The 16,630-nt window shown below is 40.0% G+C and carries 12 protein-coding genes and 3 tRNA genes; 6 read left to right on the forward strand and 9 right to left on the reverse strand.

The features are described 5' to 3' along the window. Positions 1–21: 21 nt before the first annotated feature. The 3 genes from metF (at position 22) to HMPREF9449_RS08365 (ending at position 4,115) form a co-directional block, all read left to right on the forward strand. The gene (gene metF, locus HMPREF9449_RS08355) at positions 22–975 is read left to right on the forward strand and encodes a methylenetetrahydrofolate reductase [NAD(P)H] (RefSeq protein ID WP_009136822.1); all 954 of its coding nucleotides are present in this window, start codon (positions 22–24) and stop codon (positions 973–975) included. Beyond that, complete coding sequence (locus HMPREF9449_RS08360; protein ID WP_009136823.1) at positions 975–1,727, forward strand: sulfite exporter TauE/SafE family protein; 753 nt, start codon at positions 975–977, stop codon at positions 1,725–1,727. The genes metF and HMPREF9449_RS08360 overlap by 1 nt, the downstream gene beginning before the upstream one ends. 174 nt (positions 1,728–1,901) lie before the next feature. Next, positions 1,902–4,115 (forward strand): glycoside hydrolase family 3 C-terminal domain-containing protein, encoded by a 2,214-nt coding sequence (locus HMPREF9449_RS08365; RefSeq protein ID WP_009136824.1) that lies wholly within the window; start codon positions 1,902–1,904, stop codon positions 4,113–4,115. A 163-nt stretch (positions 4,116–4,278) separates the two neighbouring features. Here the strand turns inward: HMPREF9449_RS08365 and HMPREF9449_RS08370 are convergent, their stop codons facing one another. Next, positions 4,279–4,776, reverse strand: coding sequence for a hypothetical protein (locus HMPREF9449_RS08370; RefSeq protein ID WP_040611287.1), 498 nt, complete (start codon positions 4,774–4,776; stop codon positions 4,279–4,281). Positions 4,777–5,128: 352 nt separating this feature from the next. On the opposite strand from HMPREF9449_RS08370, the gene HMPREF9449_RS08375 reads away from it, so the two are divergent. Continuing rightward, complete coding sequence (locus HMPREF9449_RS08375; protein ID WP_009136826.1) at positions 5,129–5,671, forward strand: hypothetical protein; 543 nt, start codon at positions 5,129–5,131, stop codon at positions 5,669–5,671. Positions 5,672–5,865: 194 nt separating this feature from the next. Here HMPREF9449_RS08375 and HMPREF9449_RS08380 read toward each other — a convergent pair. From HMPREF9449_RS08380 to HMPREF9449_RS08395, 4 genes are all read right to left on the reverse strand, one after another. Continuing rightward, positions 5,866–5,949 (reverse strand) — tRNA-Leu (locus tag HMPREF9449_RS08380). Between the two features lie 23 nt (positions 5,950–5,972). Further along, positions 5,973–6,056 (reverse strand) — tRNA-Leu (locus tag HMPREF9449_RS08385). A gap of 98 nt (positions 6,057–6,154) precedes the next feature. Then, positions 6,155–7,369, reverse strand: coding sequence for a tyrosine-type recombinase/integrase (locus HMPREF9449_RS08390; protein ID WP_083833163.1), 1,215 nt, complete (start codon positions 7,367–7,369; stop codon positions 6,155–6,157). 443 nt (positions 7,370–7,812) lie between these two features. Continuing rightward, positions 7,813–7,883, reverse strand: a tRNA-Gln gene (locus HMPREF9449_RS08395). Between the two features lie 183 nt (positions 7,884–8,066). Between HMPREF9449_RS08395 and HMPREF9449_RS08400 the strand changes: the two genes are divergently transcribed. Both HMPREF9449_RS08400 and prfB read left to right on the forward strand, forming a co-directional pair. Then, positions 8,067–11,210, forward strand: a complete 3,144-nt coding sequence (locus HMPREF9449_RS08400; protein ID WP_009136829.1) for a glycosyltransferase family 117 protein — start codon at positions 8,067–8,069, stop codon at positions 11,208–11,210. Positions 11,211–11,392: 182 nt separating this feature from the next. Continuing rightward, a protein-coding gene (gene prfB, locus HMPREF9449_RS08405) for a peptide chain release factor 2 (protein WP_147640037.1) occupies positions 11,393–12,509 on the forward strand; the annotation gives its coding sequence in 2 pieces (ribosomal slippage) (positions 11,393–11,455 and positions 11,457–12,509; 1,116 coding nt in all). Between the two features lie 301 nt (positions 12,510–12,810). Here prfB and HMPREF9449_RS08410 read toward each other — a convergent pair. From HMPREF9449_RS08410 to galK, 4 genes are all read right to left on the reverse strand, one after another. Next, entirely contained in the window at positions 12,811–13,509 is a 699-nt protein-coding gene (locus HMPREF9449_RS08410) for a PdaC/SigV domain-containing protein (RefSeq protein ID WP_009136831.1), read from the reverse strand. A 46-nt stretch (positions 13,510–13,555) separates the two neighbouring features. Continuing rightward, positions 13,556–14,125, reverse strand: a complete 570-nt coding sequence (pdxT, locus tag HMPREF9449_RS08415) for a pyridoxal 5'-phosphate synthase glutaminase subunit PdxT (protein WP_040611740.1) — start codon at positions 14,123–14,125, stop codon at positions 13,556–13,558. A 41-nt stretch (positions 14,126–14,166) separates the two neighbouring features. Further along, a complete protein-coding gene (gene pdxS / locus HMPREF9449_RS08420; protein ID WP_009136833.1) occupies positions 14,167–15,036 on the reverse strand; it encodes a pyridoxal 5'-phosphate synthase lyase subunit PdxS in 870 nt (289 codons plus the stop codon). 425 nt (positions 15,037–15,461) lie between these two features. Further along, entirely contained in the window at positions 15,462–16,610 is a 1,149-nt protein-coding gene (gene galK / locus HMPREF9449_RS08425; protein ID WP_009136834.1) for a galactokinase, read from the reverse strand. Positions 16,611–16,630 lie beyond the last annotated feature (20 nt).

Genomic DNA, 16,630 nt, shown 5'->3' on the forward strand with positions numbered 1-16,630 from the left:
AATATTGTAATTTACAATTCTATGAAAATAACCGACATATTAAACCGCAAAGCAAAACCGTTCGCCACGTTTGAATTAGTCCCTCCCCTCAAAGGGAGCGATATTAATAAGTTATACAAGGCTATCGATCCCCTGATGGAATTTAAACCTCCGTTTATAAACATCACTTTTCATCGGAATGAAATCGAATTCCGTCAAAAAGAAAACGGCACTTTTGAAAAAATAACGGTTACGAAACGACCTGGTTCCGTAGCGATTGCTGCTGCAATCATGAAACGTTATCAGCTAGAAGTAGTCCCTCATTTAATATGCGGAGGAGCTTCAAAATATACGCTGGAAAACGACCTGATTGACCTGAATTTTTTAGATATCACCAATGTGATGGCTCTAAGAGGGGATGCTATTCCCGGTCAAAAATATTTTATCCCGGAAGTCGACGGACACAAATATAGTTGCGATTTGGTAAGCCAAATTCACAACATGAATCAAGGAAAATACCTGGACGAAACCCTGACAAATGCCATCGCCACTAATTTCTGCATCGGCGTAGCCGGTTATCCGGAAAAACATTACGAAGCTCCCAACCCTGAAACCGATATCATGAACCTAAAACGGAAAGTGGATGCCGGAGCAGATTATATCGTCACCCAAATGTTCTTCGACAACAACCGATTTTTTCATTTCGTCGACAAATGCCGTACAGCTGGTATAACCGTTCCGATTATTCCCGGCCTTAAACCGATATCGACGCATACTCACATCGAAATGTTGCCCCGCACGTTCAGCATCGATTTGCCAGAAGAACTCATGAAAGAAGTGAGAAAATGTAAAAATGATCAGGAAATCTACCAGGTTGGCATAGAATGGTGCATTACGCAAAGCAAAGATTTACTGGCCCATGGAGCACCGGCCATTCATTATTATACGATGGGCAAAGCCGACAATATCCGAACGATTTTAAAACAAACATTTTAATGGATTTTTCTGACTATATTCTACTGGTTTTTCTAGGTTTTGCCGCCGGCTTCATCAATATTTTTGCCGGCGGAGGATCTATGCTGGTAGTCCCCTTCCTCATTTTCCTGGGATTGCCGGCAAATATCGCCAATGCCACCAATCGGATTGCTATTTTATTCCAAAACACCGTATCTGTTTTTACTTTCCAGCAAAAGAAAATTTTAGACCTGCGAACGGACTACAAGCTTTTATTCCCCGTGTTGCTGGGAAGTATAGCCGGTGCCTTTACAGCTGTTGATATCCAAAAAGAAATTTTGGAAAAAATTATAGGCGGATTATTAATCCTCATGTTTTTTATGGTCGGGTTAAACCCTAACGCCTGGATCCGGGCAAAGGCAGAAAAAGCTGGTAATAAACATCCCCTTTTGCGTTTTTTTATTTTTTTCGCCATTGGATTTTACGGCGGATTCATTCAAATCGGAGTAGGCTTTTTCCTTTTAGCCGGACTGGTTCTCGGATGTGGATTCGATTTACTGAAAGCCAATGCCGTAAAAATATTTTTAGTACTCTCTTATACCCTCATCGCTTTAGTTATTTTTATATTTTACGGCCTGATCGACTGGAAAGCCGGCTTGATACTTGCCTGTGGTAATATGAGCGGAGCCTGGCTGGGAACCCGCCTCAGCATAAAATGGGGAGCCACCTATATCCGCTACATCCTGCTCGCCGCCTTGCTCATTGTCGCCTTAAAGCTTTTCGGCTTGTTCTGAACCCGCACGTAAAGAAGGGAGGGCATTTACTGCCCCACCCCTTATCCCGTTAACAGCACCTTTAAGCACAGGAATCTCTCCCTATTTACACCCGCGACTTTCAGCATTTTTCCGGAATATGAAGTATTCTTTCAAATATTTCCTACTTTTGGAAAAATATTTAAATATTCCTGTATGAAAATTAAATTTTGCTTCTTTTTGAATTTACTTTTCCTGCATAGTATACTTTGCGGACAAGTGCAGCCCATTTATTTGGATCAGGATAAACCCCTAGAAGAAAGAGTTGAAGACGCCTTATCCCGCATGACTTTACCGGAGAAAGTAGCGATGTGCCATGCCCAATCAAAATTCAGTTCTCCGGGAGTACCCCGTTTAGGGATTCCGGAAATATGGACCAGTGACGGTCCTCACGGTATCCGGGCCGAAGTATTCTGGGACGAGTGGTATAACGCCGGCTGGACAAACGATTCCTGTATTGCTTTTCCTGCCCTGACTTGTCTGGCAGCTACCTGGAATCTGGAAATGTCTGCCTTATATGGAAAATCCATCGGAGAAGAAGCTCGCTACCGGAATAAAAATGTTCTTTTAGGTCCCGGCGTCAATATTTACCGTACCCCTCTAAACGGCCGGAATTTCGAATATATGGGAGAAGATCCTTATCTGGCTTCAGCTATGGTCGTACCCTATATACAAGAAGTACAAAAAAACGGAGTAGCCGCATGCGTAAAACACTTTGCCCTCAACAATCAGGAAAAAGACCGGGGACATATCAACGTACAAGTGGACGACAGGGCTTTACACGAAATCTATCTTCCCCCCTTCAAAGCAGCGATACAAAAAGGGAAAGCCTGGGCCATCATGGGAGCTTATAATCAATATAAAAATCAACATTGCTGCCACAACCAATACCTTTTAAAGGATATTTTAAAAGAAAAATGGCTCTTCGACGGAGTGGTTATTTCCGACTGGGGCGGAGTCCACGATACTCACCAGGCAATTGAAAACGGTCTGGATATGGAATTCGGCACCTGGACAGATGGTATGCAGGAAAATATCAAAAATGCATACGATCTCTATTATTTAGCTCGCCCTTATTTACAAGCTTTACAATCAGGAGAAAGTAAAGAAGAAATCTTAAACGACAAAGTAAGACGGATTCTCCGGCTTATTTTCCGGACGACAATGGCACCGAATCGTCCCTGGGGAAGTTTCGGCACTACAGAACATGCTCAGGCCGGACGTCAGATTGCCGAAGAAGGTATCGTACTTTTAAAAAACGACAATTCCCTTCTACCGATCGATTTTTCCACTGTACGCAAAATCGCCGTAATCGGGGAAAATGCGATAAAACAAATGACCATCGGAGGAGGAAGTTCTTCCCTCAAAGTGAAATACGAAATCTCACCCCTCCAGGGACTACAGAAGCAAATCGGAAACCAAGCCGAAATCCTCTACAGCCTCGGTTACGCCAGCCCTCAGAAATCCAGCAAAGATCCGATGGGAGAAATTCAACAAATCGGAGTTCATGCCAGCCGGGAAGAACTCCGGCAGCAAGCCATCGAAACAGCCCAAAAGGCCGATCTGGTCCTCTTTTTCGGAGGTTTGAATAAAAACAGTTTTCAGGATAGCGAAGGCAGGGACCGGCAAAGTTTAAGTCTCCCTTATGGTCAAGATACCCTTATCGCTGAGTTAGCAAAGGCAAATCCTCATCTGGCAGTTATTCTGATTAGCGGAAATGCGGTCGCCATGCCCTGGATAGAAACAGTACCCGCAATCGTCCAAGCCTGGTACGGAGGAACCGAAGCCGGAAATGCCATAGCAGCCATACTCACCGGCGAAGTTAACCCATCGGGGAAATTACCCTTTACTTTCCCTGTCCGGCTTGAAGATAATGCAGCACATGCCTGTGGCGGATATCCCGGAGACGGCAAAAATGTCGAATACAAAGAAAGCCTGTTCGTAGGATACCGATATGCAGATAAACAAAAATTATCTCCCCTCTTCCCATTCGGTCACGGCCTCAGCTATACAACTTTCAGCTACGGAAAAATTACCGCTGACAAAAAAATCATCCGGCCGGACGAAAAGATTACCTTCTCTATACAAATAAAAAATACAGGACTCCGCGCAGGTTCGGAAATCGTACAACTCTATATCAGCGATAAAAAATCCAGCCTGCCTCGCCCGATAAAAGAACTGAAAGGTTTCCAAAAAATATACTTACAACCCGGGGAAGAACAAATCCTGCAATTTACAATCGACAAAGAAGCCCTCTGCTTTTACGATGATATTCAACAAAAGTGGATAACAGAACCCGGAAAATTCGAAGTTCTGATCGGCGCCTCTTCAACCAATATTAAAGACCGATTGACATTTGAATTAAAATAGAAAATATCCAGAGGGCTCGAAAAAAGCAGAAATACAAATAAATTACCATTAAATTTTTACTTTTACCTCCCTCTCTAAAGTATTCGGAAAACATAAAAACAGGCTATTACTTCCCCCATTTATTCCCTTTCGGAGAAGTAATAGCTCCTTCTTGTCCTATTAACTACCTCGGTAATAAAATCCGGTCCTTGCCATAAGGATCTTCCTTTAGTAAAAGCACATCATATGCCATTTCATTCTCAATTAATCCATACATGTCAAAATGCAGGCTATACAAAATATAATAAATCCAGTTCAACATATCTTTCGAGAATCTGCAAACAGCACGATTTCCCAGATAGTCAACCAAGTTTTTCAAAAACCAACTGTAATTATTACAATCATCCAAAATCCTCAATTCCTTCGTAACAAATCCATACACGTATTTTATCGGAATCATATTTTCCCCATTTACTACAAACTCCCGGGTAAGACATTCCAAAGGGTAAAGCAAAATTCTATAATTCCGATCGGTATAAGCTACTTCTTGCACTTCATCCTCTCTTTTCAATTCATAAGTAATTCCGTTTAACTTACTGACAAAGAAAGAATGTTCAGGATTACAAATATCTATTGCTCTTACCTGATAAGGGTAATAGAACATTAAAATACTTTTTGTCATAAATAAATTTCTGATCCAGAAACAAGAACACACACAGTCTTGTTTCCGCTGTAACAAACAAATCGTAACAAAGCTAGGACTTATCTTTTAATATCCCTTCCTCTTTATTTTACTTTCTCTTCGATATATATGTTAAAAAGAGTTTTAATAGACAAATAAATACAAAAACATCGATTTACTTTTAAGAGTATATTTTTATAAAAAATTTATATTGTTATAAAATATTACTAATTTTGTTAAAAGGCCTAGAACAGTATGTCAAGCAATAAAATTCTTTACTTAAATTATAAATTCATTGTTTTCTATTACCCGCTAAATCGATATATTATGAAAAAATTATTCCTATTCTTGTTTGCAGTTTAATTCCTGTAAAGACGATGATGCTCCCTCTGATCCTCTTTTTCTTCCCAAAAATTATCAATTTACCAAAGCCTACGGGATTCTGAAGCCTTACGGAATTTACGAAGCCGTAAATAGTATACAGATTATTTTATCTAATGCAAACGGGAATTCTATAGAAGAATATACAGGACCAGGAGAATATCTTTCTCTCTACTTCAATGTATCCGACGTGTCTGTATCGAATGGACAGGTATCGCTTCCTTCGGGTACTTATACGATCTCTGAATATCCGGCCTTACCCTTGACTATCTGGAAATCATCCTATAGCTATTTTATTCTTCTGGATGCTTCTAATAACCGCACTTCTTATACCCTAACCGAAGGCTCTGTTACAATTGATGGAATTTCCGGAAAATATTCCATAAACGGCGGCTTAAAAGGATATGATACTGAATTCACCCTTGAATTCGAAGGGATCATTACTTCCCCCTCTCCTGTAATTACACCCCAAATGAAACTGACAGAGGCTACCGTTGAATACAGCAACCAATAGACAGAAGAAGCAAAATTTAATTACGTGGTTACCCTCCCCAAACTTCCCTGTCTTTTCCCCTTATATCACTTTCCTCCCTATCCGGTAAACCCAAGGAATAAAGGAAAAGAAAAGAAAAACCCTCCTCTAAAATAGAGGAAAAATAAAAAACCGCAGCTTTACTGCGGTTTTATGTACGCGAATCCCGAAAAGTGTGCCCGAAACAAGATTTGAACTTGCACGGCCTAACGGCCACTACCCCCTCAAAGTAGCGTGTCTACCAATTCCACCATCCGGGCTCTTAACTTTCAACATTTCAATGTGCCCAAAACAGGACTCGAACCTGCACATCCGTAAGGACACTAGTCCCTGAAACTAGCGCGTCTACCAATTTCGCCATTTGGGCTTTTTATTTAGCGATGCAAAGATACAAATATTTGCTATATCGCCAAATTTTACCAATAGGGAAATTACATTTTTTTTAATTCTTATTTTCCCAAAACGTCAAAAATCTGTAATAATTTCATTGGCAGCATCCAAAACATTATTTTCAAAGCTATCCAGATAAATCTGCGTTGTCCTTTCGGAATCATGTCCCAAACCTTCACTGATGACAGAAATAGGTATCCCAGAACGCTTTGCAATAGAAGCCCACGAATGACGAGCCACATAAGTTGTCAAAGGGAAATGAAAATGCAACATCGTTCCAATTAATTTTAAACGACGATTTACCTCCCGGTAAGCATTTTTATATTGATGGTATTCATTTTTACCCGGATATTGAATCAAAGGAAAAATATAACTCGTCCGATCGGATAAATCATTATATTTACGTATGATTTCCCAAGCTTTATCCGTTATCTTTATATTTAATTTCTGTGCCGTTTTCTGACGGGAATAATACAAACGCTCTCCCACTATACTGGATACACTCAAAAAAGCGATGTCTTTAAACGACATTCCCCTCATATAAAAACTGAACAAAAAAATATCCCTGGCTAATCCCATACGACAAGAAGAAATATTCAAATCCCGGATTGCTGCGATTTCCTCTTTATAAATAGCCCGCTTCATGGTCTTTTCTTTTCGAATGGTGATTTTTTTAAACGGATAATATTCTTCCGCAACAATACCGTCCCGTATGGCCCGGTTATAGACAGAACGAAGCGTGCGAAGATAAAGAGAAATCGTATTGACCTTACAGCCCTTCCGCTGCAAATAAATCTCGAAATTTTTTATAAAACTATAATTTATTCCCTCAAACGTAAGATCCTGTTCGGGATGGAAATTTTGAAGCACACCCATCGTTCCCCTGTAAACATTTGAATTACCGTTTTTCCCTAATTTTTCCAGAGAATCGACAATATTTCGCATATAATCGTATACGTATCCACCAGTAGAAGTCGGATACTGATATGATTTTACAACCTCTTCCAAGGTATAATCTTCTTCCATCATAGTAAAATCCAATAAAATTTTCTTGATTTTTAAAACCTCACTCTCTAGGTATAAATTGCCTTTCTGTTGCTCTATTTTCTCTTCCAGAGTACCTCGTTTTTCTTTTAACAGAGATTTTTTAAAATTCCAATCCTCCCATTTCACTTTCAAGGCTAAGGGGATAAAACAACGTCTCCGTCCCTGTACAAGTTTCAGGACAACTGGACATTCATGTTTAGCATTCATTTTTTGCCTATCCAACATGATTCTCAATGTTACCATAAATACAATTTTACCAGATTAAAGTTCAAACAGGACAAAGGGATATGCTTTCGTTACCAAACAGGACCAAAGACATAGGCACCCACTTGCACTCCCTCTCCCCCATCAAATCTATTTACAATTCCAGACATTTACATATCGTCTGCTACAAAAATAATTATAAAAATCTACATGTACTTTTCTAAGCAAACCAGCCCAAAAGGAAATAATGCACCAGAGGGACGGACCTTTTTGGCGAAAAAGACCAATTACCCTTATCATAAACCTTTTCTAAATTTCCCGGAAAAAATAATGCAAAAATTACACATTAAGGCACGTCCCTAGTGTGTAAAATGACAAAGAATTTTGATTGATCCGAAAATGATTATTTTCCCCGGCTCCGGGAGATATTAAAAAAACCGCTGTAATACAGCGGCTCGTAGGAAATTTAACGAACATAAAAGTTGTCCCACCAGGATTCGAACCTGGACTGACAGAACCAAAATCTGCTGTGCTACCATTACACAATGGGACAATCATTTTGTCAAAGACGGTGCAAATGTAAAACTTTTTCTATTTACAGCAAAAAAAAGCACAAAAATTCAATCAAAATAATTATTTTCGTCCTTCGTAATTTTGGTAGAGAGTTTTCAAGAAAAACCAAAATTTATATTATGTAAGGGAAAACAATTTGAATTATAAAATCAACTTATTGCAAATGTATAAAATTAAAAATCATCCTCATTTAAGTTTTCAGCTTGTAAACAATATCGCAGGTTGGATTACATTTGTCATCGCCAGTATCACTTATATTCTTACAGTGGAACCGACTGCAAGTTTATGGGACTGCGGTGAATTCATCACGACCTCGGTGGGGTTACAGGTAGGACATCCTCCCGGAGCTCCTTTATTTATGATTATATCCCGCCTGTTTGCGATCTTCGCGCCCAGTCCGGAAAAGCAATCTGTAATGATTAATTATATGTCCGCTCTGGCCTCTGGTTTTACTATCCTTTTCCTTTTCTGGACAATCAGCCATCTGGCTCGAAAACTAATATTGAAAAAAGGAGAAGAATGTACAATGGGACAACTTTTGGCAATCATGGGCGCTTCTTTGATCGGGGCACTCACTTATACTTTTACAGATACATTTTGGTTTTCGGCTGTAGAAGGAGAAGTTTACGCTCTCTCGTCTCTGTTTACGGCTGTCGTTTTCTGGGCCATTCTGAAATGGGAAAATATTGCTTTTGAGCCTTATGCCAATCGGTGGCTGGTCTTAATTGCCTATCTGATTGGTCTTTCCATAGGGGTTCACTTACTGAATCTGTTGGCTATACCCGCTATTGTATTTGTATATTATTTCAAAAAATATACCCCTACCCGGGAAGGAATTATTAAAACCGGGATTTTGTCAATCATTATACTGGGATTCGTCAATTTCCTGCTTATTCCGGGAGTTATAAAAATTGCCGGCTGGTTTGAACTTTTGTTTGTAAATAGTATGAAACTACCGTTTAATACAGGGGTTATTATTTATGCGCTTTTATTAATTGTCGGTTTGACATTCGGTATTCGCTATACGCTGAAAAAACAAAAAACAGTATTGAATACCATTTTCACCTGTTTTATCGTAATAATGATCGGTTACTCCTCCTATGCAATGGTGGTTATCCGCTCCATTAGCAATCCGCCGATCGATGAAAACAGTCCGGACAATGTATTTGCCCTCTTATCTTACCTGAACCGGGATCAGTACGGAGAAAATCCTCTGCTCTACGGTCAGTATTACAATGCACCTCTTGTTGCCATTGAAGACGGAGCTCCGGTTTATTACCAAAATAAAAAGACCGGACAATACGACAAAATACGCTATCAGTCGAAATACGAATACGATAGTCGTTTTTGTACTGTATTTCCCCGTATGTACAGCAATCAACGTCCCTATTTTGCACAGGAATACGAAGCCTGGGGAGGAAAACCCTCAGGTCCGGTATATTACGTAAACAATGAACCCATTCAAAAACCCAGTTTTGCAAACAACCTGAGGTATTTCTTTTCTTACCAATTAGGCCATATGTATTGGCGATATTTTATGTGGAATTTTTCCGGTCGCCAGAACGATATTCAAGGATATGGAGATATACGTTACGGTAACTGGATCACAGGTATTAAATTTCTGGATGAGTTGCGACTCGGCAATCAATCGGATATTCCCGATACGTTAAAAGCCGAAAAAGCGTTGAATAAATATTATATGCTGCCCTTTTTACTGGGCTTATTGGGTATGTTTTATCAATATCGGAAAGGAAAGGGAGGCAAGCAAGATTTTTGGGTAGTGATGCTGTTATTTATTATGACCGGTATTGCCATTATTGTTTTCTTAAATCAGACTCCGCGGGAACCGCGGGAACGGGATTATGCCTATGCGGGTTCTTTCTACGCCTATGCGATCTGGATCGGATTGGGCGTACTGGCTCTCTGGGAATTGGCGAAAAAGTATATGAAACCTGCCGGAGCAGCAGTTTTAGTCAGTGCGATTTGCCTGGTAGCGGTTCCTGTCAATATGGCTGCACAAAACTGGGACGATCACAACCGGAGCGGACGATATGCTACAATCGCTCATGCCAAAAACTACTTGAACTCCTGTGCCCCCAATGCAATTCTCTTTACTTACGGAGACAATGACACTTTTCCGCTGTGGTATGCGCAGGAAGTGGAAGGCGTCAGAAGAGATATTCGCATTGTAAATCTGAGCCTTTTAGCCGGTGGATGGTATATCGACCAGATTGCCCGGAAAGCTTATGAAGGAGAACCGGTACCGATTTCTCTCACCAACGATCAATACCATGAAGGAGTGCGGGATTGGGTGGTTATACAAGAACAGATCAAGTCGGCTAATATGAAAGATGTCATGTCATTTGTCGGCAGTGACAATATGAATACCAAGCTGAAAACTACTTCCGACGAAGTATTGGATTACATTCCGACCCGTAATGTCTACTTTCCTGTCGATTCGGCAAAAGTGATCGCTAACGGAACTGTAAAAGCAAAAGATGCCGATAAAATTGTTAAACAATTGGATATAAACCTCAAAGGGAATGCATTAAATAAATCCCAACTAATGGTGTTAGATATCCTGGCCACCAACAATTGGGAACGTCCCATTTATTTCGGAATTGGTATGGGTCCAGACAGCTATATGGGATTTGAAAAATATTTCCAACTAGAAGGAGCCGCTTATCGGGTAGTACCCATTGAAACGAATCCGGAAAACTATTACGATTACGGCAGAATTGATTCCGACATTTTATATGACAATGTCATGAATAAATTCGAATGGGGAAATATTAAAGACCCGAAGGTAAATATCGACTATTTCCACGACAATACCATAGCTGTCATGAAATACAGATATACCTTTTTACGCCTGGCAGAAACCTTAGCGCAAGAAGGTAAAAACGAACAGGCCATTGCCGCATTGGACAAGAGTCTGGAAGAAATACCCTTGTATCAGGTGCCTGCCGACAACAGCCTATTGAATTATATTCCTCTCTATTACAATTTAGGGGAAACAGAAAAGGCAAATGCCCTGGCAAAAGAGTTGGCCGTCAATAATTACCAGACGTTGAAATATATCCATTCCCTGGCACCGGAAGACGTGCAAAGAGGAGATATTATGCAGGACGAAAAGCTCAGTATGAATGTCATCCGCTTCCTATTGGCTTATATTACTCAGGCAGGCCAAACAGAGCTGGCTCAGGAAATAAGCAATATGGTGGAAAGTATTTACAATCCGACTGCTGTTCACCCTTATCGGCCGGAAGTACAAAAAAAGATAGATACCAGTGGATCGCAATCCTAAAAAATAAATTCATTAACAACGCGTCTTTCCTGATTTCTTTTATCAGGAAGGATGTGCTGTTAAACAATTTCCGGAAGAAACAGGAAAGACTCAAAAAATTCTATAGCTATTTGTCTGTTCAAGTTCTTGAATTTTTTGATTATATAAAAATTTATAGCTGACATTAATTATATAATTATCACATGATTACAATAGATCATATAAAAGAGTTAAAAGAACGTGGTGACGCTCTGAGGAGGTATCTTTGACGTCGACCATAAAAAAATCCAATTAGAAGAAGCAGAATTACGTACTCAGGCGCCGGAGTTTTGGAACAACCCCAAAGAGGCGGAAAGTGTAATGAAAACGGTACGGGAATTAAAAAAATGGATAAGCGGTTGCGAAGAAATTTCCCGGGCTGTAGATGATCTCGAAGTCCTTTTTGACTTTGCCAAAGAGGAAGAAGCTTCCGAAGAAGAAGTAGAAAAACAATATCAAACCGCCCTTCATCTTATTGAAGATCTGGAACTAAAAAATATGCTGCGTCAGGAAGCCGATTCCATGAGTTGCGTATTAAAAATCAATTCCGGGGCCGGAGGAACTGAAAGTCAGGACTGGGCTTCCATGTTAATGCGTATGTACATGCGCTGGGCAGAAGCCAACGATTACAAAATCACGGTCAGCAACTTGCAGGATGGAGATGAAGCCGGTATAAAAACGGTCACAATCGAAGTCGAAGGAGATTATGCATACGGCTATCTGAAAGGCGAAAACGGAGTTCATCGTTTGGTAAGGGTATCTCCCTTTAACGCACAGGGGAAGCGGATGACTTCCTTTGCATCAGTATTTGTGACACCTTTGGTGGACGATAGTATAGAGGTCGAAATTAACCAAGCGGACATTTCTTGGGATACCTTCCGTTCCGGAGGAGCCGGAGGGCAAAACGTAAACAAAGTAGAGACTGGGGTTCGGTTAAGATACAATTACAAAGATCCCGATACAGGAGAAACCCGGGAAATTCTGATTGAAAATACAGAAACCCGTTCTCAGTTGGACAATCGTCAAAATGCTCTGCGTCTTTTACGTTCCATGTTATACGATATGGCATTGCAGAGGAGACTGGCAGAACAACATAAAATAGAGAGTAATAAAAAGAAAATCGAATGGGGCTCTCAGATACGCAGTTATGTTTTTGACGACCGAAGGGTAAAAGATCACCGGACCAATTATCAGACTTCTAATGTACAAGCCGTGATGGACGGAGATATCAATGATTTTATCAAAGCTTATCTCATGGAATTCGGAGGTAGTGAAAATTAAAAAAGACCCATCGCCAAGAAAGGTCGTAAAATAACCGTCCAATTTAGGAATCAAGATTAGAATTCCCTTTAGGAATATTCGCAAATAACAAAGCTTAACCGAACTAATTCATTGCATTTAGTTCGGTTTTATACTTGTTGAGTATTCCTCCAAAATAAGGTTTGAGAACCGAAACGGAGGATATTCCAAGAATAGAAATTTAGATTTAAGCAGGATGTGAGAAACACCATTTGTCCGCCAACCTTAGACAGGCTTTACCTCACTCAAAGGAGGAAGTTTTAGTGCTCAAGCCGGTTCCGCTTTATTTATTTTGTGGCATCAACAAAACTCCATTCAGTTTATCTCTGGGAATATAGACTTGTGCATATCCACAGGAATAAGGGCCTAATACATATTGGGGATAAGTAAAACAAATAGCTTTAGGCGTAATATTCAGGGCGGTAAACCCATTGGTCAAAGTCGGCTTTTCCGTAAAACAACCTCCTTCATTTTTAAAATTTTCCGCCAATAGATTATTAATTTCAATCCTTTGCTTAAAATCTAATATTTCCTGAGGCGATACAAAAGCCTGCTTTTTCATATTGTAGTTCAGCGCATAAAAATCGGTCATTCCATGAGCTCCTCCTGTAAAAGAATAAGCAGATAAACGTATACTGATATAATCTTCATTTGCCAGAAATACGGTATCCCTTATATACAATTCATAATTGTATACAGGTCGGTTAGCGGTATCTGTTGCAAAAGCAGCAAAAAAAGTATCAGCTTGCGTCTTTACGTTATTTTGTAAACTATCGATCAAATATTGAACTTTTGCATTCACTACTCTACAAGCTTTTTCCGCTTCAGCATTCGTTGAGGAAAAATAAGTCTTTTCCACATTGATGTCCCAATTCCGGGTCTGATCGACATACTTATCTGTTTTTGTATCAATCTTTGTTTGTTGTTTGCAGCTTCCCAAAAGCCCCAGTAATCCGAATAATATACAATAAATCGTTTTCATCCTTTTTCTTTTTTAAAAAGATTATACGAACCTTTTACTGAAAGGTTCAATTTTGGCACATATTCACAAAATAACGATGAAAAGCAGAATCTTCTGTTAATTCGGGATGAAAAGAAGTAACCAACATATTCTGTTGCCGAGCTGCCACAATATTTCCGTTCAGGCAACACATTACTTTTACTTGCTCTCCGACTTCTTCAATATAAGGAGCCCGGATAAAGACAAGGGGAATCGGTTCTTTACTTACTTCAGGAATGAGCACCCGGGTATCAAAGCTATCAATCTGGGTACCATAAGCATTTCTTCTCACGGCAATATCCATAACAGCCAAATGGGCAGTGCTATCATTTACCAACTTCTTGGCCAATAAAATCATTCCGGCACATGTGCCCCATACCGGAAATCCCGCTTCAATTTTTTTACGCAAGGGCTCCATCATTCCTGTCCGTATTAATAATTTACCGATTGTCGTACTTTCTCCTCCCGGCAAAATTATTCCGTCCAGCTCTTCCAATTGTTCTGTATAACGTACGTCGACAGCCTCATGTCCGAGCGTACGTATATGTTGTTCATGTTCTAAAAATGCTCCTTGAAATCCTAATATTCCTATTTTCATATTTATCCTCTCATTAAAAAAAGAGTGCCGAAGCACTCTTTTTACCATCCTCTTTCAGCATATTTATCTTCGAGTGTCTTTATTTCCAAACCAGACATGGCTTCTCCCAGATTCTCAGATAGTTCAGCCAGTTTTACGGGATCGTTAAAATAAGTAACAGCCTGTACAATAGCCCTTGCTCTCTTTTCCGGATCTCCGGATTTGAAAATACCGGAACCGACAAATACACCTTCGGACCCTAATTGCATCATCAATGCAGCATCCGCAGGAGTAGCAATACCACCGGCAGCAAAATTGACTACAGGCAATTTTCCATTTTCATGCACATATTGAATCAACTCGTAGGGAGCGCCGAATTCCTTTGCCAAACTCATCAATTCCTCTGCCGGAGCATTTTTTACTCTCCGCATTTGGTCCGTAATCTGACGCATATGGGTCACAGCTTCTACCACATTTCCGGTACCGGCTTCGCCTTTCGTACGAATCATAGCAGCCCCTTCCCCAATCCGTCGCAAAGCTTCTCCTAAATTTCTGGCTCCACAGACAAAAGGCACTTTAAAAGCCGTTTTTTCCACATGATACAGCTCATCTGCCGGCGTCAAAACTTCACTCTCATCAATAAAATCAATTCCTATCGCCTCCAATATCTGTGCTTCTACAAAATGTCCGATCCTCACTTTAGCCATCACCGGAATAGAAACCGATTTTTGTATCTCTTTGATCATCTGCGGATCCGACATTCTGGCTACACCTCCGTCCCGACGGATATCTGCCGGCACCCGTTCTAAAGCCATAACTGCGCATGCACCTGCTGCTTCTGCAATTTTAGCCTGTTCTGCATTTGTAACGTCCATAATTACCCCCCCCTTTAACATCTGAGCGAGGTTTTTGTTCAATTCATACTTTCCCATGTGGTTATATTTTAATAAAATTAATATATAAAACATTCATAACGTCCGCACCCTTTTGGGATTCCCAGACTTCGTTTTGAAATCCATCCCTAAGCTGTTCTGTAAGGTGATCCCCAATCTATTTTGTCCCCTCTACTTTCCTTTGGATATACCTCTGGAACAATCTTCAGATCAAACGACCTTTTACTTACATATTATAAGATAAAAGTACCGAAATCCTCATAATTGTGCGCAAATATATGAATTTAGTTTAAGAAAAAAGAGAAAAGAGAGAAAAGTACGAATGAAAGTGAAAAGAATTTATAAATAACCAAAAAATGTTTTCTTAATACGAACGGTTCCCCCTCAATACCTCAAGCATTTTTGGGGGAACAGTACGACTTTGCGAAAGATTGTCCATCCAATCTCTCTCTTTTATAGTAAATTTAGTTCAGTCTGCGAGCTCCATCGCTAATTTTTACAGGGTATATTTTCGGTTCTTTACCGAATTTTTCTTTAAACTTAGCGACAGCTGTTTCGATAAAATGATCGTATTTATCTTCCGGAACCAGATTGATGGTACATCCACCAAAGCCACCTCCCATAATACGAGATCCCGTAACCCCGCATTCTTTAGCGATATCATTTAGAAAATCTAATTCGATTGTACTTACTTCATATAATTTACTCATGCCATGATGAGTAGCGTATATATTCTTCCCTACTGTTTCGTAATCTCCTTTTTTCAAAGCCTCACAAGTATCAACCAAACGTTGATTCTCCTGAATAGCATAAGTAGCACGCATATAATCTTCCTCACTGATTTTACCCTTTACTTCTTCCAGCATCTCTAAATCGGCATCTCCCAACAATTTAACCTGAGGATGATTTACGGCAATAGCGGCGGCGGCTCTTTCACAAGATTGCCGGCGTTTATTATAAGGAGAATCTACCAGTTCGTGTTTCGTAACGGAATCCACCAGCACCACTTTATATCCTTGAGGATGAAAAGGAACGTATTCGTATTCCATCGTACTACAATCCAAACGGATTAAATTGCCTTCTTTTCCGAAAATAGAAGCAAACTGATCCATAATTCCGCAATTCACCCCACAATAATTGTGTTCTGTCTTCTGTCCGATCAACACAAGTTCCTTTTTATCGAAACCGCAGTTATATATTTCATTCAGAGCAAAACCGAATGTACTTTCCAAAGCTGCTGAAGAAGAAAGTCCTGCTCCCAACGGCACATCACCCGAAAATACCGTATCAAAACCGCTGAGTTTGGCCCCTCTTTTCTGCATTTCACGACACACGCCAAAAATATAATGCGCCCAAGAAGCTTTCGGCTTATCTTCTTCATTTAACCCGAATTCAGCATAATCTTGTAAATCCAAAGAATAAGCCCTTACTTTATCGGTACCATTCGGTTTAATCTCAGCCAAAATCCCTTTATCTATAGCTCCTGGAAGCACACATCCCCCATTATAATCAGTATGCTCTCCGATCAAATTAACACGTCCCGGAGAAAAATACAATATACCTTCTGCTCCGAATTTTTCTTTAAATGTATTTCTTACTGCTGTTGTATCCATATCTTTATTATTTCTTTACT

Source organism: Odoribacter laneus YIT 12061 (assembly GCF_000243215.1).
In the GTDB taxonomy this organism is placed as follows: Bacteria; Bacteroidota; Bacteroidia; order Bacteroidales; family Marinifilaceae; genus Culturomica; species Culturomica lanea.